This is a genomic window from Deinococcus radiotolerans, from assembly GCF_014647435.1.
GTDB classification, from domain to species: Bacteria; Deinococcota; Deinococci; order Deinococcales; family Deinococcaceae; genus Deinococcus; species Deinococcus radiotolerans.
In genome coordinates this window covers 641,834-662,289 of the sequence record NZ_BMPE01000001.1, presented here as the reverse complement: position 1 = coordinate 662,289, position 20,456 = coordinate 641,834, and the positions used below count along the sequence as shown (strand labels likewise).

Sequence of the window (20,456 nt, the reverse complement as noted above, 5' to 3'; positions counted from 1 at the left end):
CAGCCTACCCTGACCGTTCAGGCGCGGCGTTGGAGGCGCGCGATGAAGAACCCGTCCACGCCGTCCACCGGTACGGTCAGGACGCCCGGCCCGGCGGGCACGTGCGGCACCTCCAGATTCGGGACCGGCTGCGCGCTGAACTCCGGGTGCGCGTCCAGGAACGCCTGCACGACTTCCGGCCCTTCCTGCGGCGTGACGGAACACACCGAGTACACCAGCGTCCCGCCGGGCCGCACCAGCGCGGCGGCGTTCGGCAGCATCCGCGCCTGAAGAGCCGCCATGCCCTGCACGGCGTCCGGCGTGAGGCGCAGCTTGATCTCCGGGTGGCTGCGCAGGGTGCCGCTGCCGGTGCAGGGGGCGTCCAGCAGCACGGCGCGCGCGGGCTCTGCGGCCAGCGGCTGGGTCAGGTCGTGCGTGATGAACTGCGCGTTCAGGCCCAGGCGCTTCAGGTTTGCGCGGGCGAGGTCGTGCTTGCGGGCCACAACGTCCACGCTGGTCACCTGCGCGCCGCGCGTGGCGAGCATCGCGGCCTTCACGCCCGCGCCGCCCGCCAAGTCCAGCACGCGCTCGCCCGTCACGTCGCCCAGGGCGTCCACGCAGGCGAGGCTGGCCGGGTTGATCGGCTGCGCCTGCCCCTGCTGGAACGCGGCGGTCTGCCTCAGCGGGCGGTCCAGGGCTACGCGGTCCACGCCCTGCACGCCCCCGTCCAGGACGCTCCCCTCGTCTTCCAGGGCGCGGACGCCCGCGTCGCTGAGGCTCAGCCACAGGGGTTGCGGCTCCAGCAGGTTCGCCAGCACCGCCTGCGCCTGCTCGCCGTACGCGCGGCGGTACACGTCCGCCAGCCACGCGGGCATCTCATCGGGGATCTCCTCCGCAGGGCTCAGGCTCTCCAGGCGGCGCAGCACGGCGTTCACCAGACCGGGGGGCGCCAGGCGCGCGCCGCGCGCGAGGTTCACGTACTCGCTGACCACCGCGTGCGGCGGGGTGCCCAGGAACAGCCGCTCGAATGCCCCGGCCAGCAGGACCGCGCGGGTCTTTGGGTGCGTGTCGCCGGTCAGGCGCGCGTCGAGCGCGCGGGTCAGGCTGGGCGCGTGCCGCAGCGCGCCGTACACGACGTGCGTGGCCAGTCCCGCGTCACGCGCGGGCAATCGGGCCTCCTGCAGCGCGGCGTCCAGGGCGGGCGCTGCGAAGGCGTCGGCGTCGATCACGCGCAGCAGCACCCGCACGGCGACCTCGCGGGCCGGGTTGAATGGGTCGGGTCGGTCGCGGGCGGTGCGGGGGCGGCGTGCATCAGTCATCCGGGCAGTGTACGCGCGGCCCGGCAGGACGTCCAAGGCTACACGCCCGGCACGCTGGCCTGGGTGCAGCGGCGGGCTGACCCCCACAGGATCAGCCCGCCCTTCACAGCGCCGCGTTACGCGGCGGCGGGCTGCACCTTCGGGCGGATCAGCAGCACGACTGCCAGCAGGGCCAGCAGGACGCTGCCGCTCAGGACGTAGGGCGCGGCGTGACTGACCGTCTGGTACAACCCGGTGCTGAGCAGCGGGCCGGTCATGCGGCCCAGGGCCAGGGCGCTGCTGTTCAGGCCGGCCATGGTGCCCTGGAGGTCCTCTCCGGCCGAGAGGCTCAGGCCCGCGCTGAGGCTGGGGCTCAGGATGGCGCTGCCCACGCCCACGACCGCCAGGGCCAGCGTGATGGGCCAGAAGGCGTGCGCGGTGGGCACCAGCAGCATGCCGGCGCCCATGATCAGCAGGCCAGCGGTGACCAGGGGCGTGGTGGGCAGCTTCTTCGCCAGTGGCCGGATGGCGCCGCCCTGCACGAGCGCGGCCACGAAGCCGAACAGCGTCAGCATGATGCCCACGGTGCGCGCGGCCCCCTCGGGCGTGAGGCGCAGGGTGTCCTGCACGTAGAAGCCGATGGTCTGTTCCATGCCCACGCTGGCCAGGGTGGACAGGGCGCTGATGGCCAGCAGCAGCAGCACGGTGGGCTGTGCGAGCAGCGCGCGCCGGCTGCCTTTCGCGGCGGGTTTCGCGCCGCTCTGGCGGGTTTCGGGCAGGGTGCGCCACGCGACGAGCGCGGTGATCAGGCCCAGCGCGGCGCTGAAGAACACCGGGGCGGTCAGGCTGATGCCGCTCAGGGCGGCGCCGATGGCCGGGCCGAACACGACGCCCAGTCCGAACGCCGCGCCGATCAGGCCGAGGCTGGCGGCGCGGTCCTTGGCGCTGCTGAGGTCGGCCATCATGGCCTGCGCGGTGGGCAGCGTGGCGCTGGACAGCATGCCGCCCAGCACGCGCGAGGCGACGAGCAGGCCGAACAGCAGGGTGCCGCCCAGGGCGCCGTTCAGGCCCGCCTGGGCGAGTACGCCGAACAGACCGAAACTGAGGGAGAAGCCCACGAGGCCCATCAGCAGGATGGGTTTGCGGCCCACGCGTTCGCTGCGGCCCCCCCAGATGGGCGAGAAAATGAACTGCATCAGGGAGTACCCGGTGGAGAACCAGCCGGTCTGCGTTTCGGTCAGGCCCAGTTCCCGGCCCAGTGGGGCGATGATGGGGAAGAGGACACTCAGGCCCAGCATGGCGATGAAGATCGTCAGGAAGAGGATCAGTTTGGTGCGCCCGGGCGCGGCCGGAGCGGGCGAGGGGGCGGCGGACGACATGCCGCGCAGTATACGCCTGCACCCTGACCGCTCGGTCAGGACAGAACGGCAAGTGGTGCAGTGGTGGAGACCGCGCGCATTGGGTGTGGCGGCGAACAAATGCGCCGAGCGACGAGGGGCGATTCATAAGCCGATCCCGGAAGCCCGCTTCCGCCAACCTTGCGGGCGCGGTCTGTCTAACCCGCTTCCATGGATTCCAGTCGGGATGGACTCATCGGGGGATGTTCAAAGGCTCAGTGCGAAGGTTAGGATTCTGTGAACCGCTTCCAGTTTCCATTTTGTTCATCCAGCCGACAGAATGCTGCCCCGGGCCGTCATGCCCGGGGAAGAACTGATTTCTTCCTGACTGGGACGGGGAAATTGTCGTTGTCACCCCATTGTCAAGGCACCACTTTCGCCTTATACTGTTGGGCGAGCAACCAGAAGAATCACGAGGCGCGGACGCTCAGCTGCGCACACCCCGGGAGCCTCCCTGCCGTGGAAGGCCGATGGAACCAGAACCGATCCCTCGAAATGGAAGCGATTCACAGTCGCGCCCATCAAGGAGACATATGAAAAAAGCTCTGACTGTTCTCTCCCTTGCCCTGCTCGGCCAGGCCAGCGCCGCCACCATCACCGTGTGGACCCACTTCGGCGACAGCGAACTCGCGTGGCTGCGCAGCCAGGCCGCCGACTTCAAGGCGAAGACCGGCAACACCGTGAACGTCGTCAGCGTGCCCTTCGGCGAGATGACCGACAAGTTCATCCAGAGCGCCCCCAAGGGCCAGGGCCCCGACCTGATGACCACCCAGCCGCACGACCGCCTCGGCCAGCTGGCCGCCGCCGGCGTGATCGAGCCCATGGACAAGTACGTCACCAGCCGCACCGACCTGGACAAGACCGCCCTGAACGCCATGACCTACCAGGGCAAGCTGTTTGGCATCCCCATGTTCGCCGAAGCAGTCGCCGTCGTGTACAACAAGGCCCTGGTCCCCAGCGCCCCCACCACCTGGAGTGCGTTCCTGGCCGCCGCGCAGAAGAACACCGGCAGTGGCAAGTTCGGCTACCTCGCTGACCTGAGCAACGCCTACATGCAGTACGGCATCATCAGCGCCTACGGCGGCTACGTCTTCAAGAACAACGGCGGTACCCTGAACGTCAAGGACGTGGGCCTCGCCAACGCCGGCGCCGACAAGGCCAGCGCGTTCCTGAACGACCTGCGCTACAAGTACAACCTCGTGCCCGAAGGCGTGAACGGCGACGCTGCCAAGAGCGCGTTCGTGCAGGGCCGCCTGGCGATGTTCCTCACCGGCCCCTGGGACATGGGCGACATCAAGAAGGCCGGCATCAACTACGGCATCACCGCCTTCCCCACCCCTCCCGGCGCGACCGGCAAGTGGAGCCCCTTCGTGGGCGTGCAGGGCACCATGCTCAACGCCTACAGCAAGAACAAGACGGTCGCTGCGCAGTTCGCCAAGCAGATCAGCTCCTCTGACGCGCAGGTTGCGTTCAACAAGGCCGGCGGCCGCATCCCCGCCAGCCTCAGCGCCCGCACCAAGCTGAAGGCCGACCCCGTCGTGCAGGGCTTCGGCAAGACCATCAGCATGGGCACCCCCATGCCCAACGTGCCCCAGATGGGCGCCGTGTGGGGCCCCTGGAGCAACGCCATCGCGCAGAGCGTCCAGAAGGCCAACCAGAACTACGGCCAGATCCTCGACAAGGCCGTCCAGGAAATCAACAGCGGCATCAAGTAAACCAACCGGAGGTGGGGCGAGCATGACCACAACCTCGCCCCAACCGGGCCAGACTCGACGCGGAGGGACCCGCCCATCAGGGCGGCCGTCCCCCGCGTCTCTGCCTGTGTACCCCGCGCGGTCCAGCCCGGAAGCTGACCCGAACCTGATGATCCCCGCTGCCCGCCGCGCCCAGCGGCCCGCACCCCACCTGACTGGAGGCCACGGACCCCAATGACAGCCCTCGCCTCACCCCGCACCCGCGCCGTGCCCCCACAGGGCACCCGCGGCATCCTCACGGCCATCCTGATTCTCGCGGCCCTGCTGGGCGCCTCCGTCCTGATCGGCTGGCTTCTGGCCTCCGTAACCGCGCAGGTCATTCCCGGCGCGCCCGCCTACCTGCTGCTCGTCTGGACCCTGCTGGCCCTGGTGATCCTCGCGCCACTCACCCTGCGCACCTTCCCGTGGCTCACAAACTGGTTCTACCTGCTGCCCGCCCTGGTGTTCATCCTGGCCTTCACGGTGCTGCCCGTCGTGCTCACCGTGAACTACGCCTTCACCAACTACAGCGGCCAGAACAGCGGCAACCCCGACAGCGCCGCCCGGCAGGACGCGACCCTCAACGCCGACCGCACGCAGGTCACGCTGCCCGGCCTGGACAGCACCGCGCAGGCCTACCTGAACTGCAGCGCCACGAACTGCGCCGGGGCCACCATGGTCCTGTACGACGAGGACGCCAGCGTGCCCTACCGCGTGAAGGTCGCCTCCGCGCAGGACAGGACCTTCACGCTGGCCGCCCCCGCGCCGGCCGCCGTGAAGGTCACGCAGGCCACCCGCATCAACCGCATCAGCTACGTGGGCCTAGCGAACTTCCAGGAGATCTTCAGCAAGGCCAGCCGCGCCCTGTGGCCCGTGTTCCTCTGGACGGTCACGTTCGCCTTCAGCACCATCGTCCTGAACGCCCTGGCGGGCCTGATCCTGGGCATCCTGCTGTACAACAAACGCCTCAAGGGCCGCAACGTCTACCGCACGCTGCTGTTCCTGCCGTGGGCGATTCCCACCGTCATCAGCGTGCAGATGTGGGTCGCGCTGTTCAACCAGCAGTTCGGAATCGTCAACAAGACCCTGGGCCTGCTGGGCATCGTGGCGATTCCCTGGCTGAATGACCCGCTGTGGGCGAAGGTCAGCATCCTCATGGTGAACCTGTGGCTGGGCTTCCCGTACATGATGACCGCCACCATCAGCGCCCTGAGCACCATCAACGACGACCTGTACGAGGCGGCCGAGATTGACGGCGCCAGCCGCTGGCAGCAGATCACCGGGATCACCCTGCCGCTGCTGCGCAACTCGTTCACGCCGATCCTGCTGTCAGGCTTCGCGTTCAACTTCAACAACTTCGGGATCATCTACCTGCTCACGGCCGGGGGTCCCGCCCAGGAAGGACGCGAGAGCACCGCGCAGAGCACGGACATCCTGCTCTCGTGGGGGTACAACACCGCGTTCGTGTCGGCCGGCGGGCAGAACTTCGCGCTGGCCAGCGCCATCGCGCTGATCATCTTCTTCCTGACCCTGGCCATCAGCATCGTGAACTTCAAAGCTGCCGGCGTGTTCGAGGAGGCCCGCAAATGACCACCGCCCCCCGCGACCTCCCGCCCGGCGGGTACGTGCACCGCGAACCCTCCGCCATTCAGAAGGCGCTGCCCTGGATTATCGGCGTGGCCATCCTGGCGCTGCTCGGCTGGCTGGGCTACGCGCTGGTGGACAGCCTCAAGGACAAGCAGAAGAGCTTCTCGATCTTCTACGTGGACCGCGGCTGGGTGCGCTTCCTGCTGTTCCTGGTGGCCGCCAGCGGCGTGCTGGCCCTGACCAGCCTGCTGGGGCAGCGGATCGGCATGGCCCGCACGGGCCGCCGCATCAGCTACGCCGCCGTGCTGGGTGACCAGCTGACCCACCTGTTCCTGATGCTGGTCGTGCTGATCGCCATCTACCCGCTGTTCTACGTGCTGATCGCCGCGTTCGACCCGCGCAACAGCCTCTTTGCCTTCCCGGACTTCGGGAACCCGAACATCTTCTACAAGACCGGCCTGCTGCCCGACCTGAAGCAGCTGAACCTGGAGAACTTCGCCAAGCTGTTCGAGGGCGTCACCGTGCCCGCGTGGCAGCTGCTGCTCGCTGTGATCGGCGGCGCGGCGTTGGCTGGCGTGCTGATCTCGCTGATCATCAGCAAGGTCGGGCGCGACACTGACGCGCTGGCGAACGTTCGCGCCTGGGGCCTGCGGATCCTCGTGGCGGCGCTGGCCGTGCTGGTCATCTTCATGGGGCCGGCGCAGTTCACGGGCGGCAGCAACGAGAGCAAGTTCCTGCTCTCCGTGCGTAACACCCTGCTCGTCTCCGGCTTGACCGGCGTGCTGGCCATCCTGCTGTCCACCACCGCCGGGTACGCCATGGCGCGCCTGCGCTTCCCCGGCCGCTTCCAGATGCTGCTGTTCTTCATCTTCATCCAGATGTTCCCGGTGTTCCTGGCCCTGGTCGCCGTGTTCAAACTCCTGACCGACCTGGGCCTGGGCAACACCTTCGCCGGGCTGATCCTGGCGTACTCCGGCGGCGCGATCGCCTTCAACACCTGGATCTTCAAGGGCTACGTGGAAAGCCTCCCCGAGTCCCTGGAGGAAGCGGCGATGGTGGACGGCGCGACCCGCTGGCAGACCTTCACGCGCGTCGTGCTGCCCCTGTCGCGCGGGATGCTGGTGTTCATCTTCCTGAACCAGTTCATCGGCACGTACGCCGAGTTCATCCTGGCCAGCATCCTGATGACCGGCGTGGAGCACTGGACGGTCGGCGTGATGCTGCGCTCGTTCACCAGCGGCCAGTTCAGCACCAAGTGGGGCGTGTTCGCCGCCGCCGCCACGCTGGGAGCCCTGCCCATTGTGGGCCTGTTCTACGGCTTCCAGAACTTCTTCGTGGGCGGCGCCGTCGCCGGGGGCGTCAAGGAGTAACGCCCTTCACGCCGCAGGCGCGGGAGGAGTACGGTGCACGTATGCGCCGACTCCTCCCGCTTCTGATGGCCCTGGGTGGCCTGAGCCTGACCGGTCTGGCCGGAGCGAACGAACGCCTGCCCGTCACGCAGGTGCGTTTCAGCGCGGACGGCGCGCAGGTGATGACCGTCGTGACCGGCGAACGCGACGGCAGCGGCTTCGGGCATGCGCAGGTGACCGTGCTGGACACCCGCACCGGGCGCGTCACGTACCAGGCGGCCCGCACCGCCGACGCCCATCCGATGGGGGTGCTAAACGCCCTGCTGACCACGCCCGCCACGCGCGCCGCGGTCGCGCCGTTCACCACGCGCCCGCTGTCCACACCGCGTTACCAGCGGGCGGACCCGGCGCCCTACCCCCGCTGGCAGGACGGCATGCGGGCCGGGCAGCGTCAGGTGACCGCCGTGCCCCTGTGGTCGCGCCGCGTCCCGGTGCAGCTGGACGTGGTGCGTCTGCCCGGACGCTGCCCGTACCCGGAGATGCTCCCTCCCGGCGAGAGCCCGGCTGGAGTCCGGCTGACCGTGAATGGTCAGGAGGTCTGGCGTGACCGCACCCTGCCCGCTGCGCGCGCCTGCGCCACCCGCTACACGCTAGAGCGGGTAGACGTCCAGGGCAACCGCGCCCTCTTCACCCTGCGCGCCCTGACCCCCGGCTTCGAGGGCCCGGACGCCATGCCAGTGTTCGTCGCTACGCGCCTCAGGTAGAAAGTTAATAGGTGCTGGTTGATAGAGAAGGGATGTTTTCCATCAACCAGCACCTATTAACCATCAACTCAACGCGCCAGCGATCCCCTGCATGACGGCCCGCGCGGCGTCCAGTTCGTCCGCGTTGATGGTGTGGCCCAGGCCGGGGATGACCCGGGCGTCCACTGTCGCACCCCGTTCGCGCAGCTGCGCGGCGGTCTCCTCGAAGCGGGCGAGGGGGATGTGGCCGTCGCGCGGATCAACACCCATGAACACGGGCGTGCCCGGGAACGCGCTGTCCTGGTCCAGGGTGATCAGGCCGCCGCTGAAGGCGACCACCGCGCCGGGTTTACGCTGCGCGCGGCTGGCGTATTCCAGCGCGAGGCACGCGCCCTGGCTGAAGCCGCCCAGCACGACCCGCTCGGCGGGGATGCCGCGCGCGGCCAGTTCGCCCATCATGGCGTCCACGGTGCCCAGCGCGCGGTCCAGGTGCGGCTGGTTCTGCTCGACCGGCGCCAGGAACGACAGGGGATACCAGGTGTTCCCCTCGGCCTGCGGGGCGAGGTACGTGAAGGCGCTCAGGTTGAAGTCGCGTTCCAGCGAGAGGATGTCGCGCGCCGTGCCGCCCCGCCCGTGCAGCAGGACCATCGCCACGCGGGCGTCGTCCAGGGCGCGGCCCGCCGTGAAGACCTGCACGCCCGTGCCTTCGTCCTCGGGGGTGGCATCGGGTGCGGCGGCCCCGAGGTCGCGCTGGCCGATGGTCACGCCGTACTCGCGGCTGACGATGCGCGGCACGTGCGCCTCGATCTGCGCCCGCTGGCCCTCGAACCACGCGGGGAGTTTCAGGTGCCGGCCCAGTTCCGCCACGGGCTCGTCGTCGGGGAAGCCGGGCGCGTCGGTGGCGATCTCGAACAGCACGCCGTTCGGTTCACGGAAGTAGATCGAGTGGAAGTACTGCCGGTCCTGCACGGGCGTGGGGCGGTACCCGGCGCCGGTCAGGCTAGTCATGTACGCCTCCTGCTCGGCGTCGTCGCGGGTGCGCAGCGCCACGTGGTGGATGCTGCCCGCCCCGAAGTGCCCGCGCGGTTTGCCGGGGCGTTCCACGGCGTCCACGAACAGGCCCACGCCGTCGCCACTGCCCCGGAAGCGGGTGCGCATCCCCTCGGCGTCGGGTTCGCTGCCGACTTCCGTGAAGCCCAGCTGGCCCACCAGCAACTGCCTCACGGCGTCGGTGTCGCGCACCCAGGCGGTCACCGAGTGGAAGCCCCGCAGTTCATGCGCGGCGTCCACCGGGGAAGCGGGCCAGGGCTGCACGGCCTGTCCGTCCTCGAACACCAGTTCCACCCAGGTGCCGTCCGGGTCCTCGAAGGTCAGCGCGGGCTGCCCGAAGCGGGTGCTCTCGGTGACCGTCAGCGCGTGCGCGGCCAGCCGCTCCCGCCAGTAGCCCAGCGAGCCGGTGGGGGCGCTGTACGCGGTGGCGACGACCTCGCCGTTGCCGCGTTCGCCGCGTTTCGCGCCGGGCCAGGGGAAGTGGGTCATGACCGTGCCGGGCTGCCCGGTCTGGTCGCCGTAGTAGAAGTGGTACGTGCCGGGGTCGTCGAAGTTCACGGTGACCTTCACCAGCCGCTGGCCCAGCACCTGGGTGTAGAAGTCGAGGTTGCGCTGCGGGTCGCTGGCCATGACGGTGACGTGGTGCAGACCCTGGACGGGGCTGGTGCCGGGAGCGGGGGAGAAGGTCGTCATGTCCTCCATATTACTTAACATTGAACTATTAATTGAGACTCTAGTCACAAAAAGAGGAGAGGTGGGATTCGCCCCCAACCTCTCCCTGCTGCCCGCTGCCGTTCAGCCCAGCAGACCCCGCCACCCGGCCCGGCGCTGCGGAAAGCGCGCCGCCTGCACCTGCGCCGCGAACTCCTCCAGCGTCTCGTGCAGCGCCCGCGCCTCACGCACCAGCGCGCCCGTCACCGCCTGCACCTGACCGTCCCGCTCGGACTCCCAGTGACTCAGCACCCGCTCGTTCAGACGCGCGTGATCCGGACTCGTCACGTCACGCGGCGGGGCCAGCCGGTCGCGCGCCGCCTCCAGGTACGTGACCAGATCGGTCGCGCGGGCCACCTCGTGCCACGTGCCACCTGCCTTCAGCGCCGAAACGCGCGCCGTGAGCCGCTCGCGCTCCAGCACCCCACGCGCCCGCTCGCGGCCCTGAATCAGCGCGGCGCCCGCCGCCATGCCCACCAGCGCCAACGTGAACACCAGCAGCGACCAGTGCTCCGGCGTGACCGGCCCGTCCGGCGCGGCACTCAGGTCCGTCAGCTGGCCCTGCTGCGCGGCGTTCGCGGCGATCTCCTGCGTGGTCCGCAGGATGCCGTCCCAGTTCAGGAACCCCTCCACCCCCAGGTACAGCAGCGTCACCGCCACGATGCCCAGCACGTAGTTCACGGGGCGGCTCATGCCCGGCGTGCTGGCGGCCAGCTTCGCGCGGTACGACAGTTCATCCACCAGCCACAGCAGCAACACGCTGAACATCACCCCCGCCGTCAGCGCGATCAGCGTCAGGTACAGCCGCGACTCCGGGTTGAACAGCAGATTGATGCTCACGCCGCTGATCAGCCCCACGAAGAACTTACTGAACACCGCGAAGGCATTGAACACCCGCTTGCTGCCGCTCTTCTGCTCGGGCGGCCGCACCGCGTGCCCCTCGGCCGCCAGCTGGGCCAGCGCCTGCTGCGTGTAGAAATCCTCGGCGGTGACCGTGTCGGGCCGCACGCCCGCCTGCGCCAGCGCCTCGAAGCGCGCCGCGCGGGCCTGCTCGATCGCCTCGGTCGCCTGCTCGTAGGCGCGTTCCACGCCGCTGCTCGCGGCGTTCATGAAGTTCAGGTGCTCCTGCTGCCGCGCCCAGGACGTCCGCACGCCCACGCCCGTCTCGGCCAGCACACGGTTCAGGGTCGTGCGGGCCAGCTCGAAGTTCACGCGGTACTGCTCCACGTTCAGCCGCAACAGCCGCGAGCGCGACGTCAGCGCCGCCCGGGCCGCCTCGTCCCGCACGAGTTGCAACTCACCGCTCAGGTCGCCCAGCAGCTCGCCGAAGTGCGCGGGCGTCAGCACCGCCATGAACGCCTCGGCGGCCAGCGGATCAGGGACGGGCAGCGCGGCCTCGTAGCGCGCCGGATCGAACGGCTCGTCGGCGAGGGAGGTGAAGGGCGCTACCTCCGCCTCGACCTGCGGCTCCTCGGGGAAGGGCGGCACGATCACCTGCTGCGTGTCCCCACGCCGTTCATGCGCGCCGTCCTCGAATTCGAGGTTCACGGTACTCAGGTCCGGTCCGCTGAGCGTCACGCGCGAGAGGGGACGAATCTCCCCGTCGTTCGGCAGATCAGGCGTGCGGTCGGTCATCGGCGGGCCGCCTTCACCTGCGCCGCGAACGTCGGGTACACGTTCGACAGGTCGTACGCGCCCGCCAGCAGCACCCGCTTGTCGGCGGAACTGCCGCCCAGCGCCTTCACGAACGAGTCCCGGACGGACACGCCGCCCGCGCCCGCCTCGGGGCTCAGGCCCGCCACGAACAGCAGCCGGGTGTCCTTCGCGCCCAGGAAACCCTTCACCGCCGCGCCCAGCGAGGCGCGCTTCGGGTCGTCCAGCAGCGCGCCGTCGGTGAACAGCACCGTCACGTCCCCGACACCTTTCGTCTGCGCGCCCCGCTTCACGGCCTGCTGCACGCCCGCCGTGATCGCGCTGCCCTTCCCGGTGCAGGGTTTCGTGAGGGCTGCCGTGTAGCGCAGGATGTCGGCCTTGCCCAGCCGCGCGCCGTTCTTCGACTGGAAGGTGAAGTCCGCGACGGTCTGCACGCCGTCGCAGATGCGCAGCAGCGTGACCGTGTCCCCGGAGCGCAGCTGGTTCAGCAGGACGCTCTGCGAGAGCAGCCGCGCCTGATCCGCGTACTTGAACGCCGGGTTCTTGCTGCTGCCGGTCATGTCCACCGCGACCGTCAGGTGCAGTGGCGGCGTGGACAGCCCCAGCAGGGTCGAGGCGCTCATCGGCGCAGGCAGCAGGGTGGACAGGAAGGCAGGAACGATCATTGGGAAGGGCATGGTCACCTCGGAAGTCTGGAAAGGGGAAATGAGGGGGGCTCAGGGTGCGGGCGGCGCGGGGTTGCGGGGGTTCAGGCCCGGCAGCGGCACCGCCACCCCACCCACGGTCGTGATGCCCGGCGGCACCGGGACGCTCGTGCGTTCGTGCGGCAGGTCGCGCAGCAGCCCGACCTCACGGCAGGCCGCCTGATCGCGGTACAGGTTCACGGGGACACTCTGCCGTCCGTCCGGGTCGCCGATCCACACTGCCATGGCGTACTGCGGCGTCACGGCGGCGCACCACGTGTCGTTCACGTCGTCGGTCGTGCCGGACTTCGCGCCCAGCGGCATGGCCTTCCCGGACAGCCGCTGCCATGCGGTGGGCCGCAGGAACTTCACGTGCCCCGCGTTCGACGTCACCGCGCCGGTCAGCAGGTCGAAGGTCTCGTAGGCGACCACCTCGTCCCACAGGGGCGCGCAGTCCAGGCGCGGCAGGGACAGGGGCCGCCCGGCGCGGTCGTACACCTCGGCCAGCAGGTGAGGCTCGCAGCGCGTCCCGCCGTTCGCGAACGACGCGTACGCGGCGGCCACGTCCAGCGGCGCGGCGCGGTACGTGCCCAGCGACACGCTCGACGTGTTCTGCGGGTCCTGCCGGTATCCCAGCGCCTCCAGCGTGCGCCGCAGCGCCTTCTCGCGGGGTGTGCCCACCTGCACCGCCACGGTGTTCAGACTGCGGGCGTTCGCCTCGCGCACCGTCACCGCGCGGTTCAGGAAACCGCCCGAGTTGTTCCGGATGGCCTGCCCGGCGTACCCCGTCGCGCCGTCGCGGAAGGCCGTCAGCTGCGTCACGCCGTCCCCGAAGGCCAGCGCGTACAGCAGGGGCTTCACGGTGCTCGCCACCGGACGCAGCGCCGACGCCGCCCACTGCCGCCCCGGATCGCTGCTCAGGCTGCCGCCCGTGCTGCTCGCCAGCGCCACGATCCCGCCCCCGCGCACGTCCACGACCGCCGCGCCCTCGGCGACACCCGCCGCGCGCGGGCCGGTCGCGCCCTCACCCTGCACCCGCTGCGTCAACGCGGCCTGCGCCTGCGCGTCGATGGTCAGCACCACCCGCCCCACCCGCTTGGGATCCACCCCTGCCCGCCGCAACTCGCGCCGCACGAGCTCCTGCATGGCCCACACCGGCTCCGGTTCGTTCGCGTACTCCGGATTGCGGGCCGCCGCCACCACCCTCAGGTCCGCACCCGAGCCCGCGTACTCCACCCGCCACAACCTCGGCTGCACCGGCGTGGCCACCGCCTGCGCGTACGCCCCGTCCGAGATCAGCCCGTGCGAACGCAGGATGTTCAGCGTCACCAGCTGCTGCGTGCGCATCCAGCGGAAGCGCGCCGTGGCCGTCTCCGGCGGCGTGTCCTCCTGCACCAGATACCGCCCCGGCGCGGGCAGCAGCCCCACCAGGAACGCACTCTGCGCCAGCGTCAGGTCCGCCGGTTCCACCCCGAACACCGCTCTGGACGCGTCGTACACGCCCTTTCGCTGCCCGATCCCGATCCACGGGAGGCTGTTCACGCTCATCGCTAGCACCTCGCGCCGCCCGTAGCGCCACGTCACCAGCGGCGCCAGCACGAACTCCGTCGCCTTGCGCGTTACGGTCAGCAGCAGCCCACGCCGGTCCGTGTCGTAATCGAAGTGACCGGCCAGCACGCTGTTCTTCAGCAGCTGCATCGTGATCGTGCTGCCGCCCGCACCACTGAGCATGGCGCGCGGCAGGCGCCCCAGATCCACGCCCGAATGCGAGAAGAAGCGCACGTCCTCCTTCGCCACGTACGCCAGCAGGAACGCCTCACTGACGCCCGTCAGCGGCACGCTCAGCGACTCCCGGCACGGCACCGCATTCACCGCGTTCCCCTCGCGGCAGTGGTCAATCACGCCCAGCGGCGCACCGCGCCGGTCCTGCACCTCGATGGGCAGCAGTTCCGAGCGCAGGTTCCATACCCGCCCCAGCGCCCCGGTACTCAGCGCGCCCGCCACGCCCAGCCCCAGCATGCCCAGCGTCAGCAGGCCCACCCCCGCTCCCGCCGCCCGCAGCGACCGCCTCAGCGTCCACGGCTCGGGCCGCCGCACGAACGGCGAACGCGGCCAGCGGTTCCACCAGCCCAGCACCGATTTTCTGAACTGCCGCGTCATCTCAACTCCGATTGAACGGTGTTGTACAACCGTTCAATCCGAGCGGATGCGAGTAGGAGCAGCTCGGATTCCGGGCGTGGAGTTGGCCGCTCGGTGCAGTTCCGGGTGGTCAACGAAACAGACGGAATTCGAATCACTCAGCGCACCACGTCCAGCACGCCCGCCGCTGCCGAACGGAACTGCCAGTCGCGCGCCACGGCGTTCCACAGGCCCGACAGGCCCACGACCAGCACCAGCAGCGCCCCCAGGCCCGCCAGGGCCGTCACTGCGCCCGCCCACGACGAACGCGGCCCACGCGGACGGGCCGGACGCGGCGCCTTCTCCTTCGGGACCCACGGCGCACGCGGAGCGGATACCGGCGCGGACGGCAGACCCGACGAGTACGGCCGGGGCTTACGCACGAAACTCATTCCAGCAGGATAGGCGAGACCCATGAGGCGTGCATCCCACCAAAGAACGATCAAACGGGCGTGAATGGCGGCAGGATGAACCGCCAGAGCTGGTCGATCTCAGGAGTCGGGAGGAGTGGGAACGGGCGGGCGCGGGCAGGACGGCGTGCCGGCGGCGGCGAGCGAACCGACCGGCGGTTGTCCAGCCACCCGGAACTCCGCTCGCCGCTTGCGCCTACACTCGGCGCATGACCACCGCTGCCGTGCCGTCGCAGGCTGACCTGCGTGCCCAGTTTCCGCAACTCCAGTCGGGCCGCTCGTACCTCGACAACGCCGCCGGGGGCCTGATTCCCACCCGCGCGATTCAGGCGGTCACGGAGCATCTGACGCGTTACGGCGCGACGAATGCCATGCCGGGGCACCGGCCGGGGGCGGAGATTCTGGCCCTGAAGGTCCGGGCGCGCGAGGCGACGGCGCTGTTCATGAACGCGCAGCCGGAGGACGTGGCCCTGGCCCAGAGCGCCACCGCGCTGACCTTCCGGCTCGCGGCGGCGTTCGCTCGCCTGTGGGGTGAGGGGGACGAGGTGATCCTGAGCGGGCTGGAGCACGAGAGCAACGCCAGCCCCTGGCGGGAACTGGAGCGGCAGGGCGTGACCGTGAAAGTCTGGCACGCCCTGCAGCCGGACATGACGCTTCACCCGGATGATCTGGCGACGCTGCTGTCTCCCCGGACGCGGCTGGTGGCGGTCACGGCGGCCAGCAACGCGTTGGGCGTCACGCCGGACATTCCCGCGATCACGGCGCAGGTGCGCGCGGCGGGCGCTTGGAGCATCGTGGACGCCGTGCACGCCGCGCCGCATGCCTTCCCGGACGTGCAGACCTGGGGCGCGGACTTCGTGACGTTCAGCCCGTACAAGGTCTGGGCGCCGCACCTGGGCGCCATGTGGCTGCGCCCCGAGCTGCGCGCCACGCTGCCCTGGCCGAAACTGGAATTCGTGCCGCAGGGTGACATCACCGGTATGGAGCACGGCACGCCGCAGTTCGAGCTGCTCGCCGGGTGGCTGGGCACCCTGGACTACCTGCGTGAGCTGGGCGGGCATCCCGAGCTGACCCGCGCGGCGCTGGAGGCCGCCTCCCAGCGCATCCACGAGCTGGAGGCGCCGGTCATGGCCCGGCTGGTCGAGGGTCTGCTCACGCATGACCTCGTGACGGTATACGGCCCTCAGGGCACGCAGGGTCGCGTGGGCACCGTCGCGTTCCGCGTGGCGGGGGAGAGCCCCGAGCAGACCGCCCTGCGCCTCACCGCGGCCGGGGTGGACGTGGCCGCCGGACACTTCTATGCCGTGCAGCCCCTCAGGGACCTGGGCCTGTACCCGCAGGGCGTCGTGCGGACCAGCATCGCGCACTACACGACGCTGGACGACATCGAACGGATGCTCGCTGCGCTGGGTTGATGGTTGACAGGTGACGGTTGATAGAGGGGGTTATCAACCTTCTCCTATCAACTGAGCACGCTGTTGAGTTCGTTGCGGAAGTCCCGCGCGGCGTCCACGCTGGCGCGAATGTCCAGCCCGCTGGCGTACTGCAGGCCCCGGCTGGCGCTGGCGAGCGCGCCGGTGCCGCCCGGGTCGAAGGCCGGGGCGAGTTGCGCGGCGGTCGCGCCCTGCGCGCCCAGGCCCGGCAGTAGCAACAGCGCGCGCGGCATGCGGGCGCGGAATGCGGCCAGATCGCCGGGGTGCGTGGCGCCCACGACCGCGCCGATGCTGGCGTACTCGGCGTCTTCCTGGGCGTTCAGGCGCGTGATCTCGTCCGCCACGCGCTCACTGACGCCGCCGCCCTGAAGGTCCGCCTGCCCGGGGTTGCTAGTCTTCACCAGGACGAACACCGCGCCACCGTTCGCCCGGGCAGTCTCCACAAATGGCGTCAGCGTCTCGAAGCCCAGGAACGGGTTCACGGTCAGCGCGGCGCCCGCGTGCCGTCCCGTCAGCCAGCCCTGTGCGTACGCCTGCGCGGTCGTGCCGATATCGCCGCGCTTGGCGTCCAGCAGAACCGGCAGGCCGAATGTGCGGGCCGCCGCGCAGATCTCCTCCAGGACGCGCAGGCCGTCCAGGCCCAGCGCCTCGTAGAACGCCAGCTGCGGCTTCACGCACGCCGCGTACGGGGCGGTGGCCTCCAGCACGTCCAGAGTGTGTTCGCGCAGGTGCGCCACATCCCGGTAGGCGTCCAGGCGGGGGTCCAGGCCCACGCACAGGCGGGTCTGGAGGGCTCGGGTGCGGTCGGTCACGGCCTGCGCAAACGTCATCGGGCGCAAGGGTAACACGCCCCCCGCTTGCCCGGCGGGCCCCTGTCCGGGTGGCCTGACCCACGGGTGACCTTCACACATCAACACCTGCCTACCCGGCGCGCACACCGGCCTCACACGTGCCCCCTACGCTTGAGCTACCCACAATTCAGACCCGACCGGGTGAAGTCGGGACGGGCCGCCCCGCCACGAGCGGGGCTTTACTCTGCGGTGCAGGCATGATCGCCCGGGTACACCAATGCCCTATCTAAAGCCCGTATTCACAGATGGATTTCCCCTCAAGGGCAGCTTCAGGGTGCTTGAGGCGCGCGTCATGGAGCTCCGGAGTCCTGCGCGCACACTGACGCTATGAACCTCCTCCTGATCATGGCGGCCCTGACCCTCTTGATCATGCTCGTGGCCTTCGTCGCCATGACGCATGAGGACCGCGCCGTCCTGCGCGAGCAGGAGGAGCGCCCCTTCCGCAACCTCCAGGCCGGCGACTAAACAGCGCCCATTCCCACACGAGTCCAGCCACGAGCCGCTGCCGGTGCCCTGATCACCGCAGCGGCGTCCCCATGTGTGGCGGGGCCTGACGACATTACGTCCCCAGTAGAATGGCGGGTATGACCTCCGCCGCCCCCGACACCCTGGTGCTGATCGACGGCCACGCCCTGGCGTTCCGCTCGTACTTCGCCCTGCCCCCCCTCACGAACAAACAGGGCGAGGCCACCAACGCCATCCTGGGGTTCCTGCGCCTCACGCTGCGCCTCGCCCGGCAGCGAAGCAATCAGGTCATCGTGGTGTTCGACCCGCCCGTGAAGACCTTCCGCCACGAGCAGTTCGACGGGTACAAGTCCGGCCGCGCCGAGACGCCCGCCGACCTGCCCGGCCAGATCAACCGCATCCGCGAGATCGTGGACGCCATCGGCTTCCCCCGCCTGGAAGAACCCGGCTACGAGGCAGACGACGTGATCGCCAGCCTCACCCGCAAGGCCGAGGGCACCGGCATGCAGGTCCGGATCGTCACCAGCGACCGCGACGCGTACCAGCTGCTCGACGACCACGTGCGCGTCATCACGAACGACTTCCGCCTGATCGGCCCAGCCGAGGTGCTCGAAAAGTACGGCGTGACCGTGGGGCAGTGGGTGGACTACCGCGCGCTGACCGGCGACGCCAGCGACAACATCCCCGGCGCGAGAGGTATCGGCCCGAAAACCGCCGCCAAGCTGCTGCAGGAGTACGGCACGCTGGAGGGCATCTACGCCGCCGCGAAGGCCGGCACCCTGAAACCCGACGGGACGCGCCAGAAACTCCTCGATTCCGAGGAGGCCGTGGAGTTCAGCCACCGGCTGTCCTGCATGGTCACGGACCTGCCGCTGGACGTGCAACTCGGCGCGGGCCGCCTGCCGGGCAACCCGGACCGCCTGCACGAACTGCTGACCGAACTGGACCTGCACAGCGTCAAGCGGGACGTGGCGGCCCTGGACGGCATCGAGAGTGTCCTGAGCGTCCCCGACGCGGTGAACGACAGCACCCACCGGGACGCGCCGCACGACGCCCCCGAGAGCGCCGACGTGCCCGCCGTCCCGGCCCTGACCATCCAGGAGGCCGAGTGGCGCACCCCCGCGCAGGGCGTCATCTGGGGCTACCGCCTGTCCCGTGAGGACGACCTGACCGCCGCCCTCGTGGACGCTGCCACCCTGGACCTCGACGGCACGACCGGCACTGTCCGCACCGCGCCCACCACCGAACCCGCCGAGTGGCGCAAGGCCGAAGTCTACGCCCAGCCCGGCGGCCTGTTCGACGCCCCCGACGAACCCGCCGCGCCCCTCACCAAGACCCAGCAGAAAGCCGCCGAGAAGGCCCGCAAGGAGCAGGAGAAGGCGGCCGCGAAACTCCGCGAGCAGTTCCCGGCCACGGTGGACGACGCGCAGTTCGTCGCGCAGCGCAGCGTCACCGCCGCCGCCGCCAAGGCCCTCGCCACGCACCTCAGCGTGCGCGGCACGAGCGTGGAACCCGGCGACGACCCCCTGCTGATGGCGTACCTGCTCGACCCGGCCAACACCACCATGAGCGCCGTCGCGGGGCGGTATCTGAACGTCCCCTGGCCCGACGACGCCGCCGGCCGCGCCGCGATTACCGCGCAGCTCCTCGACCTCCTGCCGCCCCTGCTGGACGACGCCCGCCGCACCCTCTACGACGACATGGAAAAACCCCTGTCCGCCGTCCTGGCCCGCATGGAAGTGCGCGGCGTGCGGCTCGACAGCGAGTACCTGCGCGGCCTGTCCGCCGCCACCGGCGCTCGCCTGAGTACCCTGGAAGCCCAGATCCACTCGCTGGCCGGCCGGGAATTCCAGATCCGCAGCCGCGATCAGCTTGAAGCTGTCCTGTACGACGAACTGGGCCTCGCCAGCGGCAAGAAGACCAAACTGACGGGCAAGCGCAGCACCGCCGTCGCCGCCCTCGAACCCCTGCGCGACGAGCACCCCATCATCCCCGCCCTGCTCGAATACCGCGAACTGGAAAAACTGCGCGGCACGTACCTCGACCCCCTTCCCAACCTCGTCAACCCCCGCACGGGCCGCCTGCACACCACCTTCGCTCAGGCCGCCGTCGCCACCGGCCGCCTGAGCAGCCTCAACCCCAACCTCCAGAACATCCCCATCCGCAGCGAGACCGGCCGCGAGATCCGCAAGGGCTTCATCGCTGACCCCGGCTTCTGCCTGATCAGCGCCGACTACTCGCAGATCGAACTGCGCCTCCTGGCTCACATCGCCGACGATCCACTCATGCAGCAGGCGTTCCAGGACGGCGCGGACATTCACCGCCGCACCGCCGCGCAGGTCCTCGGCCTGAACGAGGGCACCATCACGCCCGATCAGCGCCGCGCCGCCAAGACCGTGAACTTCGGCGTGCTGTACGGCATGAGCGCCCACCGACTCAGCAACGATCTCGGCATTCCCTACGCCGATGCTGCTGGCTTCATCGAGACGTACTTCGCCACGTACCCCGGCATCCGCGCGTACATCGACCGCACCCTGGAATTCGGCCGCCAGCACGGCTACGTCGAGACCCTCTACGGCCGCCGCCGCTACGTCCCCGAACTCGTCGCTACCAACCGCACCCTGCGCGAGGCCGGGGAACGCCTCGCGTACAACATGCCCATCCAGGGCACCGCCGCCGACATCATCAAACTCGCCATGATCACCCTGGAACGCGAACTCCAGGGCACCGGCGCCCGCCTCCTGCTGCAGGTGCACGACGAACTGCTCCTCGAAGCCCCCGAGGACCGGGCCGAGGAGATCAGCGGGACCGTGCGCCGCATCATGGAAGGCGCCGCCAGCCTCACGGTGCCCCTCGCTGTCGAGATCGGCGTCGGCCCGAACTGGTACGACACGAAGTAAGGGCGTGCGCTGACCTCCCGTACGGCGCCGGCTGCC

15 protein-coding genes are annotated in these 20,456 nt (G+C 69.9%); 7 read left to right on the top strand and 8 right to left on the bottom strand.

What is annotated here, in order from left to right:
* Positions 1 to 17: 17 nt before the first annotated feature.
* Together IEY63_RS03175 and IEY63_RS03170 are read right to left on the bottom strand one after the other, a co-directional pair.
* On the bottom strand, positions 18 to 1,298 hold the full coding sequence (locus IEY63_RS03175) for an RsmB/NOP family class I SAM-dependent RNA methyltransferase (protein WP_189067489.1): 1,281 nt from the start codon (positions 1,296 to 1,298) through the stop codon (positions 18 to 20).
* 116 nt (positions 1,299 to 1,414) lie between these two features.
* On the bottom strand, positions 1,415 to 2,656 hold the full coding sequence (locus tag IEY63_RS03170; RefSeq protein ID WP_189067488.1) for an MFS transporter: 1,242 nt from the start codon (positions 2,654 to 2,656) through the stop codon (positions 1,415 to 1,417).
* 551 nt (positions 2,657 to 3,207) lie between these two features.
* Here IEY63_RS03170 and IEY63_RS03165 point away from each other — a divergent pair.
* From IEY63_RS03165 to IEY63_RS03150, 4 genes are all read left to right on the top strand, one after another.
* Positions 3,208 to 4,389, top strand: coding sequence for a sugar ABC transporter substrate-binding protein (locus IEY63_RS03165; protein ID WP_189067487.1), 1,182 nt, complete (start codon positions 3,208 to 3,210; stop codon positions 4,387 to 4,389).
* A 213-nt stretch (positions 4,390 to 4,602) separates the two neighbouring features.
* Entirely contained in the window at positions 4,603 to 5,997 is a 1,395-nt protein-coding gene (locus IEY63_RS03160; protein WP_189067486.1) for an ABC transporter permease subunit, read from the top strand.
* On the top strand, positions 5,994 to 7,364 hold the full coding sequence (locus IEY63_RS03155) for a sugar ABC transporter permease (RefSeq protein WP_189067485.1): 1,371 nt from the start codon (positions 5,994 to 5,996) through the stop codon (positions 7,362 to 7,364). The genes IEY63_RS03160 and IEY63_RS03155 overlap by 4 nt, the downstream gene beginning before the upstream one ends.
* 41 nt (positions 7,365 to 7,405) lie before the next feature.
* On the top strand, positions 7,406 to 8,107 hold the full coding sequence (locus tag IEY63_RS03150) for a DUF2259 domain-containing protein (protein ID WP_189067484.1): 702 nt from the start codon (positions 7,406 to 7,408) through the stop codon (positions 8,105 to 8,107).
* A gap of 63 nt (positions 8,108 to 8,170) precedes the next feature.
* Here the strand turns inward: IEY63_RS03150 and IEY63_RS03145 are convergent, their stop codons facing one another.
* From IEY63_RS03145 to IEY63_RS03125, 5 genes are all read right to left on the bottom strand, one after another.
* Positions 8,171 to 9,829: a VOC family protein gene (locus IEY63_RS03145; protein WP_189067483.1), complete on the bottom strand. Its 1,659-nt coding sequence runs from the start codon at positions 9,827 to 9,829 to the stop codon at positions 8,171 to 8,173.
* Positions 9,830 to 9,931: 102 nt separating this feature from the next.
* Complete coding sequence (locus tag IEY63_RS03140) at positions 9,932 to 11,482, bottom strand: hypothetical protein (RefSeq protein WP_229784447.1); 1,551 nt, start codon at positions 11,480 to 11,482, stop codon at positions 9,932 to 9,934.
* A complete protein-coding gene (locus tag IEY63_RS03135) occupies positions 11,479 to 12,165 on the bottom strand; it encodes a vWA domain-containing protein (RefSeq protein ID WP_189067482.1) in 687 nt (228 codons plus the stop codon). The genes IEY63_RS03140 and IEY63_RS03135 overlap by 4 nt, the downstream gene beginning before the upstream one ends.
* A gap of 51 nt (positions 12,166 to 12,216) precedes the next feature.
* Positions 12,217 to 14,343, bottom strand: coding sequence for a transglycosylase domain-containing protein (locus IEY63_RS03130; RefSeq protein WP_189067481.1), 2,127 nt, complete (start codon positions 14,341 to 14,343; stop codon positions 12,217 to 12,219).
* 137 nt (positions 14,344 to 14,480) lie between these two features.
* Positions 14,481 to 14,753, bottom strand: coding sequence for a hypothetical protein (locus IEY63_RS03125; RefSeq protein ID WP_189067480.1), 273 nt, complete (start codon positions 14,751 to 14,753; stop codon positions 14,481 to 14,483).
* Positions 14,754 to 14,980: 227 nt separating this feature from the next.
* Here IEY63_RS03125 and IEY63_RS03120 point away from each other — a divergent pair, with 227 nt between their 5' ends.
* Positions 14,981 to 16,186, top strand: a complete 1,206-nt coding sequence (locus IEY63_RS03120) for a cysteine desulfurase-like protein (protein WP_189067479.1) — start codon at positions 14,981 to 14,983, stop codon at positions 16,184 to 16,186.
* Between the two features lie 47 nt (positions 16,187 to 16,233).
* On the opposite strand, the gene pyrF is transcribed toward IEY63_RS03120, so the two are convergent.
* Positions 16,234 to 17,034: an orotidine-5'-phosphate decarboxylase gene (gene pyrF / locus IEY63_RS03115; RefSeq protein ID WP_189067478.1), complete on the bottom strand. Its 801-nt coding sequence runs from the start codon at positions 17,032 to 17,034 to the stop codon at positions 16,234 to 16,236.
* Between the two features lie 348 nt (positions 17,035 to 17,382).
* Here pyrF and IEY63_RS03110 point away from each other — a divergent pair, with 348 nt between their 5' ends.
* Together IEY63_RS03110 and polA are read left to right on the top strand one after the other, a co-directional pair.
* Positions 17,383 to 17,520: a hypothetical protein gene (locus IEY63_RS03110; protein WP_189067477.1), complete on the top strand. Its 138-nt coding sequence runs from the start codon at positions 17,383 to 17,385 to the stop codon at positions 17,518 to 17,520.
* Positions 17,521 to 17,639: 119 nt separating this feature from the next.
* Positions 17,640 to 20,420, top strand: coding sequence for a DNA polymerase I (gene polA, locus IEY63_RS03105; protein ID WP_189067476.1), 2,781 nt, complete (start codon positions 17,640 to 17,642; stop codon positions 20,418 to 20,420).
* Positions 20,421 to 20,456 lie beyond the last annotated feature (36 nt).

Bases quoted from the DNA above. Each gene is read 5' to 3' on its own strand.
- IEY63_RS03175 (WP_189067489.1), bottom strand. From the start codon at position 1,298: ATGACTGATGCACGCCGCCCCCGCACCGCCCGCGACCGACCCGACCCA.
- IEY63_RS03170 (WP_189067488.1), bottom strand. From the start codon at position 2,656: ATGTCGTCCGCCGCCCCCTCGCCCGCTCCGGCCGCGCCCGGGCGCACC.
- IEY63_RS03165 (WP_189067487.1), top strand. From the start codon at position 3,208: ATGAAAAAAGCTCTGACTGTTCTCTCCCTTGCCCTGCTCGGCCAGGCC.
- IEY63_RS03160 (WP_189067486.1), top strand. From the start codon at position 4,603: ATGACAGCCCTCGCCTCACCCCGCACCCGCGCCGTGCCCCCACAGGGC.
- IEY63_RS03155 (WP_189067485.1), top strand. From the start codon at position 5,994: ATGACCACCGCCCCCCGCGACCTCCCGCCCGGCGGGTACGTGCACCGC.
- IEY63_RS03150 (WP_189067484.1), top strand. From the start codon at position 7,406: ATGCGCCGACTCCTCCCGCTTCTGATGGCCCTGGGTGGCCTGAGCCTG.
- IEY63_RS03145 (WP_189067483.1), bottom strand. From the start codon at position 9,829: ATGACGACCTTCTCCCCCGCTCCCGGCACCAGCCCCGTCCAGGGTCTG.
- IEY63_RS03140 (WP_229784447.1), bottom strand. From the start codon at position 11,482: ATGACCGACCGCACGCCTGATCTGCCGAACGACGGGGAGATTCGTCCC.
- IEY63_RS03135 (WP_189067482.1), bottom strand. From the start codon at position 12,165: ATGATCGTTCCTGCCTTCCTGTCCACCCTGCTGCCTGCGCCGATGAGC.
- IEY63_RS03130 (WP_189067481.1), bottom strand. From the start codon at position 14,343: ATGACGCGGCAGTTCAGAAAATCGGTGCTGGGCTGGTGGAACCGCTGG.
- IEY63_RS03125 (WP_189067480.1), bottom strand. From the start codon at position 14,753: ATGAGTTTCGTGCGTAAGCCCCGGCCGTACTCGTCGGGTCTGCCGTCC.
- IEY63_RS03120 (WP_189067479.1), top strand. From the start codon at position 14,981: ATGACCACCGCTGCCGTGCCGTCGCAGGCTGACCTGCGTGCCCAGTTT.
- pyrF (WP_189067478.1), bottom strand. From the start codon at position 17,034: ATGACGTTTGCGCAGGCCGTGACCGACCGCACCCGAGCCCTCCAGACC.
- IEY63_RS03110 (WP_189067477.1), top strand. From the start codon at position 17,383: ATGAACCTCCTCCTGATCATGGCGGCCCTGACCCTCTTGATCATGCTC.
- polA (WP_189067476.1), top strand. From the start codon at position 17,640: ATGACCTCCGCCGCCCCCGACACCCTGGTGCTGATCGACGGCCACGCC.